This is a genomic window from Brevundimonas sp. UBA4553, assembly GCF_002387245.1.
GTDB lineage: Bacteria > Pseudomonadota > Alphaproteobacteria > Caulobacterales > Caulobacteraceae > Brevundimonas.
Window position 1 is genome coordinate 24,777 of sequence record NZ_DGLD01000005.1, and the last position, 9,116, is coordinate 33,892.

The window sequence follows — 9,116 nt, forward strand, 5'->3', positions numbered from 1 at the left end:
GTCCCAGCCGCTAGACATTGGTCGAAGGCGTATCCTGAAGCGGCGCGTCGTGAAGGCGCTGGCGCCGCTCGACCGCATAGGCGGCCAGCCACAGCGCCATGGCCCAGGCCGCGCCGACGCTCCACCCGGCGAACACATCCGAGGCCCAGTGCGCGCCCAGATAGATGCGGGTCAGACCGATCAGCAGGGCGATCAGCACGCCGCAGCCGAGCACATAGGCCTTCAGCCGCTTCTTCGGAAAGGCGCGCGTCAGCATGACCCCCAGCGTCAGATAGAAGACGGTAGACAGCAGGGCGTGGCCGGAAGGGAAGCTGGCGTTCAACGTCTCGACCGCCTGGAACTCCAGCGGCGGACGCTCGCGCTCGAACACGGCCTTCAGACCCTCGCTGAGGACAACGCCGCCGGCCAGACCGATCACCAGCAGCAGAGCCGACAACCGCTTGCCCTGGATCACCATGAAGCCGAGCGCGATCAGGGCGAACAGGGTCAGGACCGATATCCCCCCCAGAGAAGTCAGGTCGGCCGCCGCCTCGTGCAGCCACCACGGCCCCCAAGGGCGGCCCGGATCATCGGCGAAGGGCCGCACGGCGTGCAGCACCGCCTGGTCAAAGGCCTGACCATCAGCCTCCCGCATGTCGTCGGCCACCTCGATGAAGGTCAGCGTGCCCAGCGCGATCACCAGCAGGGCGGCAACGGCGGCGATTTCGGTGCGGGCCACACGCAGGGCGCGGGTCAGGAAGGCGGTGGGATGCGGAGCCATGGGCGGCTAACGGTCAAGCTAGGCAGGTGTTCCCGCCTGCTCCACATCACGCGTTTGTGATCACTTGGAAACCATCACGACGCGACGGCTTGAGGATTGTCTTTTCCGACTTTTCCACAGGCCCTCAGGCGTGAATCTCCCGCCGCCCACATCGCTTGCCCAAGATCAAGTCTTTACCTGCCATTAGCGATATGCGCCCATACATCTAGCCGAGCACGGGAACAGAGACACCATATCTAGTGTTTCAAACCGGCACGGTCTTCTTACGATTTTGATCGGGGCAAGGATCAACATGGCTGGCGGCGAAGCTCTGCAGACAACGGAATTCACGACGGTTTCTGCGCCGCCGCCCGAGGGCAGACCTCATCTGAAAGTGGTCACAGGCCTGACGCTGGACCGGTCGCGCGACGACCTGCTGACGGACTTCGGCAAGAAGACCCTGGAGGATCGCTACCTCCTGCCGGGCGAGAGCTATCAGGACATGTTCGCCCGCGTCTCGACGGCCTATGCCGATGACGCCGACCATGCCCAGCGCGTCTACGACTACATGTCGAAACTGTGGTTCATGCCCGCCACCCCGGTGCTGTCGAACGGCGGCGCAGACCGCGGTCTGCCGATCAGCTGCTTCCTGAACGCCGTGGGCGACTCGCTCGACGGCATCCAGACCGTGTGGAACGAGAATGTCGCCTTGGCTTCCAACGGCGGCGGCATCGGCACCTACTGGGGCGGCGTCCGCTCCATCGGCGAGAAGGTCAAGGGCGCCGGCCAGACCAGCGGCATCATCCCCTTCATCCGCGTCATGGACTCCATGACCCTGGCGATCTCGCAAGGCTCGCTGCGTCGCGGTTCGGCCGCCGTCTATCTGGACATCCACCACCCCGAGATCGAGGAGTTCCTCGAGATCCGCAAACCCTCGGGCGACTTCAACCGCAAGTCCCTGAACCTGCACCACGGCATCAACATCACCGACGAGTTCATGGAGGCGGTGAAGGCCGGCTCCACCTTCGACCTCAAGTCGCCCAAGAACGGCGAGGTCATGAAGACCGTCGACGCCCGCTCGCTGTGGACCAAGCTGCTCGACATCCGCATGCAGACGGGCGAACCCTATCTGATCTTCTCGGACACGGTGAACCGCCAGTTGGCGCCGCACCAGCGCGAGCTGGGCCTCAAGGTCAAGCAATCCAACCTGTGCGCGGAAATCATGCTGCACACCGGCAAGGACCACCTGGGCGCCGAGCGCACCGCCGTCTGCTGCCTGTCCTCGGTCAACGCCGAGACGTTCCTGGAATGGCGCGAAGAGCCGCAGTTCATCGAAGACATCATGCGCTTCCTGGATAATGTCCTGGAGGACTTCATCCACCGCGCCCCGCCCGCCATGGCCGCCGCCATCTATTCGGCCAAGCGTGAGCGTTCGGTGGGCCTGGGCCTGATGGGCTTCCACTCCTTCTTGCAGGCCCAAGGCGTCGCTTTCGAAAGCGCCATGGCCAAGTCGTGGAACATGCGCCTGTTCAAGCATCTGCGCCGCGAGGCCGACAAGGCCAGCCGCGCGCTGGCCGAGGAGAAGGGCGCCTGCCTGGACGCCGCAGAGCGCGGCGTGATGGAACGCTTCTCGCACAAGCTGGCCATCGCCCCGACCGCCTCGATCTCGATCATCTGCGGCGGCACCTCGGCGGGTATCGAGCCGATCCCGGCCAACATCTACACGCACAAGACCCTGTCGGGCTCGTTCGCGGTCAAAAACCCCTATCTGCAGAAGCTGCTGGGCGAGAAGGGCATCGACACCGAGGCCGTGTGGAACTCGATCCTTGAACACGAAGGTTCGGTTCAGCACCTCGACAGCCTGTCCGACGACGAGAAGGGCGTGTTCAAGACCGCCTTTGAGCTGGACCAGCGCTGGGTGGTCGAACTGGCCGCCGACCGCGCGCCGGAAATCTGCCAGGCCCAATCGCTGAACCTCTTCATCCCGGGCGATGTGAACAAGTGGGACCTGCACATGCTGCACTGGTCCGCCTGGGAACGCGGCGTGAAGTCGCTCTATTATCTGCGCTCCAAGTCGGTGCAACGCGCCGCCTTCGCCGGGGCCGAAGACAAGGCCGAGGCCGAGATCGATCCGAACCAGCCGGACCTCTTCTCCGCCGCCCCCACAGACTACGACGAGTGCCTGGCCTGCCAGTAAGGGCCGCACTTTCATCACGATGCGCTGATCGGGCCGCCCGGGGGAACTCTCCTCCGGGCGGCTTCGTTTGTCTGGTCAGGATTGTGGCTTGAAAGAGTCCGTTGCGGTTCTCCGGCGTTAGTGCAGAGTGGGGTTCTGTTAACGGATTTCGGGAGGGGACCGTTGATGCGTGCCGAGGTTTGTCTGTTTGGTGTCTTGATCGTTGCGGGCGCCCTGCCCACGACGACGAACGCGCAGGCCAACCTCCCCATCGTGGCCGCCGGAAGCGACAGCGTTCAATTCGAGGACGCAACGAACCGCGTCGCGGCAGACATCGCCCTTGCCGCTACAGAAGCCCCCTTTGGCGCTCCCTTGGCCCTGTCGGGTTCCCCCGCCGGGCGAGACGCCTTTACCGCCGCCCGCAGCGAGGCTTGGTTCACCGGTGACGGCTTCACCGACCGGCTGCAGGTGACCGCCCGGGGCGAGCCGCGTCGGGCCGATGGCGCGCCTGTGCCGCCTCGCGCGCTGGACGCCCGCGCCTACCAGGACGAGGCCTACGACGTCACCTATACGCGCGGCTGGGTCGCAGCGCAGGGCCGCACGGCGTCAGGCCTGGAGGTCTCTTTGACGCCGCACGCGGGCGTCGGGTTCAGCCGCGACGGCACCACGGCCGAAGCCGGTGCAACGCTGAAGATCGGTGAGGGCCTGGACCGGCTGGCCCCCGACGGCGACGAAGCCTTTGGCGAGCGCGCCCGCTGGTATCTCTACGCCGCCGGCTCGAAGCGGGCCGTCGGCTACAACTTCGCCCGGACGCGCGACGGCGACTTCACCGGCTCGGGCATGAGCAACGACGAAGGCACCTATCTCGGCGACGCCTCGATCGGCGTGGCCTATCGTCGGGGCGCGGTTCAGAGCTCGTTCGGCGTGGTCTACCGCGAGATCGAGGCCAAGGGCATTCGCGCCTACAACGGCATCAACACCGACGTGTCGGAAGGCCTGGTGGCCTTCCAACTGACGATCCGCCCCCGCGAATAGGTCTATTGCGTCCGCGCCACGCCCTCGCGGCGGCTGTCCGCCCCGCCATCCCAGCGTCCATTCCGCCACAGCGCGCCGTGCAGACCTGAATTCTCAGAGGTGTTTGGTCTGAGAGAAACGCCACGCGCAGCCATCCCGGCCTGGATTTCAGGGCTGAACCCCTGGGTGTCGGCGCCGAAGCCGTCGCCCTTGGCCACGATGTTGGGCAGATCGAAGGCTTCCTGCACCGGCAGGCCCCAACCCAGAGCCGCGATCAGGGCCTTGGCGTTATAGGCCAGGATCGAGGACCCGCCGGGTGAACCCAGAGCTCCGACCAGACGCCCCTCGCGGTCCAGCACGATGACCGGCGACATGGACGAGCGCGGACGCTTGCCCGCCGTCACGGCGTTGGCCGCAGGCGAGCCGTCAGCCGCTGTCGGCACCAGCGAGAAGTCTGTGAGCTGGTTGTTGAGGAAGAAACCGCCCGCCATCCGGCCCGAGCCGAACAGGCTCTCGACCGTGGTGGTCATGCTGACTGCGTTGCCTTGCGCGTCGACAACGACGAAGTGCGAGGTGCCCGCTGGCTCGCGCGTCGCGTCGACGCCAACCTTGGGCGCGCCCTGCGGCGTCCCGAACGGCGCAGCGCCGCGCAAGGCTGGAGCCAGCGCCGCGCGCTCGGCCACATAGGTCGGCTCCAGCAGACCGGCGACCGGCACCGAGACAAAGGCCGGGTCTCCGAAGTAGCGGTCGCGGTCGGCGTACATCAGCCGCTGCAACTGCGCGAAGGCAGCCCAGGCCTCAGGGCTGGTCGGCCCCTTGTCGAGGTCCGGCGTCTGCTCGCCCATGGCGAGCAGTTGCAGAATCGACGCGCCGCTGGACGGCGGCGGCGGCACGCAGACGACATAGACCTTGTACGGCCCGCACACGGCCTCGCGCACCAGGGGGCGATAGGCGGCGATGTCGGCGGTGGTCAGCCCGCCCGGACGCGGCCCCTCGGCCACGGCGGCGGCTATGGCCTCGGCCAGCGGCCCCGTCTGCAAGCCCGCTGCCCCCTCGCGCGCCAGGGTCCGCACCGTTTCGGCATAGGCTGGGTTTTTCAGAACGTCGCCGGCGGCGTAGCGCGTGCCGTCCGCCTTGGTGAAATACTCGGTCGCCCACCGCGTCTTGGCCTGCGGCGCATTGCTGCTGATCATCCCTGCCAGACGCGGGCTGACGACAAAGCCGTCCTGAGCCAGCTTCTCAGCGTCGCCGAACAGTTCGGACCAGGCCAGAGCGCCGTGCTGCTTCTGGGCCAGTGCCAGCATGGGTACGGCGCCGGGCGCGCCGGTCGAATGGCCGCTCAGCACTGCATCGACGAAAGCCAGCGGCTGCCCGTTCTCATAGAAGAGCTCGGGCGTGGCCGAGGCCGGCGCCGTCTCGCGCCCATCATAGACGGTCAGCGCCGCGTTTTCGGCGTCGTAGAACATCATGAAGGCCCCGCCGCCCAGCCCCGATGACTGCGGCTCGACCAGACCCAGGACCGCCTGAATGGCCACGGCGGCGTCCACCGCCGATCCGCCGCGCGCCAGGATCTTCATCCCCGCCTCGACCGCCAGGGGATTGGCCGCCGACACGAAAGGCCCGCGCGCCGGCGCTTGCGCCGTCGCTGCTACCGATTCCGCCGTCACCGTCTCACTGACCGACGCCGTTGCGCATCCCGCCAACATCAAGGCGCTGACAGCCGCCCCCGTCAGAATGAGTGAAATCTTGCGCCGAGGGTTCGACGAGGGGATGGAATAGGCGCGCACCAAACAGCTCCTGCACGGCTCAGGGAGAGGTTCTTGCCTAGTGCGCCAAGGCCCGGAGTCCAAGCCTGCATTTTCTATCGGTATTTTCAGAAAAGCCGCTTGCCAGACCCCGACCCGACCGCTAGATACCCGGCCCTGCCCGCAAGGCAGTGCGCACCCGTAGCTCAGCTGGATAGAGCACCAGACTACGAATCTGGGGGTCAGGAGTTCGAATCTCTTCGGGTGCGCCACTCTCCCAACCATCGTTGAAAAGACTACGGTTTCACCGTCTGAGAAACCGTCATCGGACGATTGCTACACATCCTTGCTACACAATTCCGGCGACGATGCGGGATCAAGATCAGGGAAACGCTCAGGAAAACGGACGGGCGGCTGTTACACAAAGCGTCTACACAATCGCGCACATTTGGTCTGGCGGGGTGGTCGCATCTACTATCGGCGACGGGTCCCGACGTCGTTGCTGGCCATTGTCGGTAAGCGGGAAATCTGGAGATCGCTGGGGACGGACAGCCCAACGGTGGCCCTGCGCCGCTGCCACCAAATCGCTGCCTCGGTTGAACAGCGTTTCGAGGAAGCCCGAGCACGATCCGGACAGCCGATTGATCCAACAATCAGGAGAGGCGTTGAGGTCCGACAGCGAGATGAGGATCGTGGATCGACGCTCCAACTGGCATCGGCGGAGGCTCCGCTTGGGCTGACGCTTCGTGAGGTCTACGATGCCTACACAGAGGACCCGACGCGGGATTGGACCCCCACTACTCGGATGGCCTACCAGACGACAAGACGGGTGATGCTGGCGATCTTCGGAACGGATACTCCCGTTCGCAGCATCACCCGGACACAGTGCCGCGACATGATCGAGGTGCTGCGTTGGCAACCCCGCAATGCCTCGAAGCTGTTTCCGAAGCTCGACCCCATCGAGATCGCAGAGAAGGCCAAGGCCGAGCAACGCACCGACCTCATCAATGCGGCCAACGTAAACACCTACCTGAACAAGCTTTGTGGCGTGCTCAATTGGGCGGTGAAGGAGGAAATGCTGGATCGAAATCCGGCTCAGGGATTGAGGGTTCCCGACCCGACCCAGCGACGCGACAAACGCAAACCATTCTCGACGGCACAGCTACAGGCAATTTTCTCCGCTCCGCTCTACGTCGGCTGCCAGGACGATAGGCATGGCTATGCCAAACCCGGCCTAAGCCGCCCACGGAACGCCCGTTTCTGGATTCCGCTCGTCGGGCTTTTCTGCGGTCTCCGCCTCAATGAAATATGCCAACTCGACGTTGCCGACATCAGGGTCGTTGATGACATAACGTGCTTCGCCATCACGGCTTCGACCGAGACTGGGGAAACCGACAAAAGGTTGAAGACCGTTTCGAGCGAACGCCTCGTCCCCGTCCATCCCGAACTTCTACGCCTCGGCTTTATGAAGTTCGTTATCCGGCGACGGCAGGAGGGCGAGGTCAAGCTGTTTGCCGAGGTCGGAATGGGGGCAACCGGCTATCGCTCCACCACATTCTCACCGTGGTTCACACGGTTCACCGAAAAGGCTGGAGCGCGGGCACCTAAGACCTGCTTCCACAGCTTCCGGCACGTCTTCCGCGACGCCCTGCGAGAAGCCAAAGTCGAACGCGACATCGCGCTGGTTTTGGGTGGCTGGTCTCGACCTGGAGGGTCTGGCGGATCAGGTTCGGTCTCCGATTCATACGGCAGCGGCTATCGAGTGGAGACGCTGTTCGAGGCAATCAGCCGGGTGAGTTACTCCGACCTTGACCTCCGACATCTCTCAAGTGGAGAAACGGCGGCGCGGCCCAGCCTGATTCAAGCGGGATCACGCGGCAAGTAACCCGCTGCATTCCGCGCGGGAACACCCAGACCGTTTTCAGCCAGATGGGTCAGAATCTTGCGCTCATAGTGCGGTGCCCAGCCGTCCCAGTTGCCGCTCCAGCAGCCCGAGCAGACGTTGAATTTGTAGGCCGCTATGTGATGGCCGTCGTAGACGTGGGAGCCGAACCGAAACGTTCCGCCGCAGGTGAAGCAGGGATAGTAGATCGGCTCGGGTGCAGTTCGACGCCTCATCCGTGAAGCCTCACCAAGTGGTCGCCGATGGAAAAGATTATCTGCTTGCTCCGACGCGTTTGAGCGTGGGCGTAGGCGGCCTCGATAAGTGGCAAAGCCTCCTTCATTCGCGCGACTGCGTTTGGCTCCTTGCAGTTAAATCTAACGCAACTGAGGGTGCCAAATCGCTTTCGAGTGATTTTCATGTTCGGAGCCATCGCCTTGAAGTCTTGGTCCCAGGTGATGAGAACTAACTCAGACTCCGCACACGCTGTAGCGACGATGGGGTCCGGTGAGTTTGTTGCCATGACGTCGCGCAGGCGGGTCACGGTGTGACCCTGCTTTCGCAAATAGGCTCCCAGGGAATCAGGGACGTTCTGGTCGGTGAAAAAATGAATCACCGGCCGGTCGGCCATCAGGCGGCCACACCCGGCCCTTGGTAGGCAATAGCCGCTTCAATATCCTCGATCGTGAGGTCCGGATATTCTTTGACGATCTTGGCGGCGGGATATCCAGCGTCAGCGAAGTGACGTATCGCCCGAACGGGGATTCGGGTGCCCGCAACCACGGCAGCATTCCGATTGTTGAATTTGGCTCTGACGATCTGACCAATCTCTGCCTTGCCGCGCTTATTCATCTCGCCGACGGCCTTGCGGGTGCTGGAGATGACCACGCGCAGAGGAATGTCGGCGATGTATTGACCGCTCACGACCTCGCGGGGCTTGGAGGTTTCAGGCTCGTTAAACACCACACGCTTGTTCAGGACCGATAGGGTAGTGCTGCTCCACAGGTCGTCTTTGAGGTGGCCCAAGGTCTCGGCCACTTTACGCAAATGTTGCAGCGAAACCCTGTGGTTGTTCCGTAACTCATTGAGAACCCGAAGGGCCACCAAATCCTTAAAGGAGTAGATTCTGCTGTAGGGAAGATGGCGGTCTTCAGCGGCGTAGCTTGGCTTGAAAAAGCCGAGGCGGTCCCAGCGTCGCAGTTGAGCGGACGACACGCCGCTCAGTCGCTCGGCATGCTCCTCGCTGAACGCTCCTATGACGTTGCTGTTTTGCACAATCGACACCGCTGCATTCTCCCGTCGGACAAGAATCACAGAACACGACAGAAAACCAGAGGTCTGCGGAAAGCCGAGTCCGTTAGGAATGACGCGTGAGCCCCATGCTCAAACTACGGATAACAGCCGCCCGTCCGTTTTCCTGAGCGTTTCCCTGATCTTGATCCCGCATCGTCGCCGGAATTGTGTAGCAAGGATGTGTAGCAATCGTCCGATGACGGTTTCTCAGACGGTGAAACCGTAGTCTTTTCAACGATGGTTGGGAGAGTGGCGCACCCGAAGAGA

The 9,116-nt window shown here is 63.7% G+C and carries 8 protein-coding genes, 1 tRNA gene and 1 pseudogene; 5 read left to right on the forward strand and 5 right to left on the reverse strand.

Annotation, left to right across the window (positions count from 1 at the left end):
• Positions 1–10: 10 nt before the first annotated feature.
• Positions 11–760 carry a phosphatase PAP2 family protein gene (locus B4A39_RS04690; RefSeq protein ID WP_292033824.1) on the reverse strand — a complete coding sequence of 250 codons (750 nt, stop codon included), beginning with the start codon at positions 758–760 and terminating at the stop codon, positions 11–13.
• A gap of 286 nt (positions 761–1,046) precedes the next feature.
• On the opposite strand from B4A39_RS04690, the gene B4A39_RS04695 reads away from it, so the two are divergent.
• Both B4A39_RS04695 and B4A39_RS04700 read left to right on the forward strand, forming a co-directional pair.
• Positions 1,047–2,936, forward strand: a complete 1,890-nt coding sequence (locus B4A39_RS04695; RefSeq protein WP_292033838.1) for a ribonucleoside-diphosphate reductase subunit alpha — start codon at positions 1,047–1,049, stop codon at positions 2,934–2,936.
• A 165-nt stretch (positions 2,937–3,101) separates the two neighbouring features.
• Entirely contained in the window at positions 3,102–3,950 is an 849-nt protein-coding gene (locus B4A39_RS04700; RefSeq protein WP_292033826.1) for a lipid A-modifier LpxR family protein, read from the forward strand.
• A gap of 2 nt (positions 3,951–3,952) precedes the next feature.
• Here B4A39_RS04700 and B4A39_RS04705 read toward each other — a convergent pair whose 3' ends face one another.
• Positions 3,953–5,635, reverse strand: coding sequence for a gamma-glutamyltransferase family protein (locus B4A39_RS04705; protein WP_292033840.1), 1,683 nt, complete (start codon positions 5,633–5,635; stop codon positions 3,953–3,955).
• 234 nt (positions 5,636–5,869) lie between these two features.
• Here B4A39_RS04705 and B4A39_RS04710 point away from each other — a divergent pair.
• The 3 genes and pseudogenes from B4A39_RS04710 (at position 5,870) to B4A39_RS04715 (ending at position 7,559) form a co-directional block, all read left to right on the forward strand.
• Positions 5,870–5,946, forward strand: a tRNA-Arg gene (locus B4A39_RS04710).
• Between the two features lie 176 nt (positions 5,947–6,122).
• Positions 6,123–6,284, forward strand: a pseudogene (locus B4A39_RS16440) (DUF6538 domain-containing protein); the annotation flags it as partial.
• A 222-nt stretch (positions 6,285–6,506) separates the two neighbouring features.
• Positions 6,507–7,559 (forward strand): site-specific integrase, encoded by a 1,053-nt coding sequence (locus B4A39_RS04715; RefSeq protein WP_292033829.1) that lies wholly within the window; start codon positions 6,507–6,509, stop codon positions 7,557–7,559.
• Here the strand turns inward: B4A39_RS04715 and B4A39_RS04720 are convergent.
• From B4A39_RS04720 to B4A39_RS04725, 3 genes are read right to left on the reverse strand one after another with little or no spacing between them, the layout of a single operon-like run.
• The gene (locus B4A39_RS04720; RefSeq protein ID WP_292033831.1) at positions 7,535–7,792 is read right to left on the reverse strand and encodes a hypothetical protein; all 258 of its coding nucleotides are present in this window, start codon (positions 7,790–7,792) and stop codon (positions 7,535–7,537) included. The two genes, B4A39_RS04715 and B4A39_RS04720, sit on opposite strands and share 25 nt — an antisense overlap.
• The gene (locus B4A39_RS16445) at positions 7,789–8,187 is read right to left on the reverse strand and encodes a DUF5615 family PIN-like protein (protein ID WP_409449588.1); all 399 of its coding nucleotides are present in this window, start codon (positions 8,185–8,187) and stop codon (positions 7,789–7,791) included. Before B4A39_RS16445 ends, B4A39_RS04720 begins: the two co-directional genes overlap by 4 nt.
• Positions 8,187–8,840 carry a DUF433 domain-containing protein gene (locus tag B4A39_RS04725; RefSeq protein ID WP_292033833.1) on the reverse strand — a complete coding sequence of 218 codons (654 nt, stop codon included), beginning with the start codon at positions 8,838–8,840 and terminating at the stop codon, positions 8,187–8,189. The genes B4A39_RS16445 and B4A39_RS04725 overlap by 1 nt, the downstream gene beginning before the upstream one ends.
• Positions 8,841–9,116: the final 276 nt, after the last annotated feature.

Bases quoted from the DNA above. Each gene is read 5' to 3' on its own strand.
- B4A39_RS04690 (WP_292033824.1), bottom strand. From the start codon at position 760: ATGGCTCCGCATCCCACCGCCTTCCTGACCCGCGCCCTGCGTGTGGCC.
- B4A39_RS04720 (WP_292033831.1), bottom strand. From the start codon at position 7,792: ATGAGGCGTCGAACTGCACCCGAGCCGATCTACTATCCCTGCTTCACC.
- B4A39_RS16445 (WP_409449588.1), bottom strand. From the start codon at position 8,187: ATGGCCGACCGGCCGGTGATTCATTTTTTCACCGACCAGAACGTCCCT.
- B4A39_RS04700 (WP_292033826.1), top strand. From the start codon at position 3,102: ATGCGTGCCGAGGTTTGTCTGTTTGGTGTCTTGATCGTTGCGGGCGCC.
- B4A39_RS04715 (WP_292033829.1), top strand. From the start codon at position 6,507: ATGCTGGCGATCTTCGGAACGGATACTCCCGTTCGCAGCATCACCCGG.
- B4A39_RS04705 (WP_292033840.1), bottom strand. From the start codon at position 5,635: ATGTTGGCGGGATGCGCAACGGCGTCGGTCAGTGAGACGGTGACGGCG.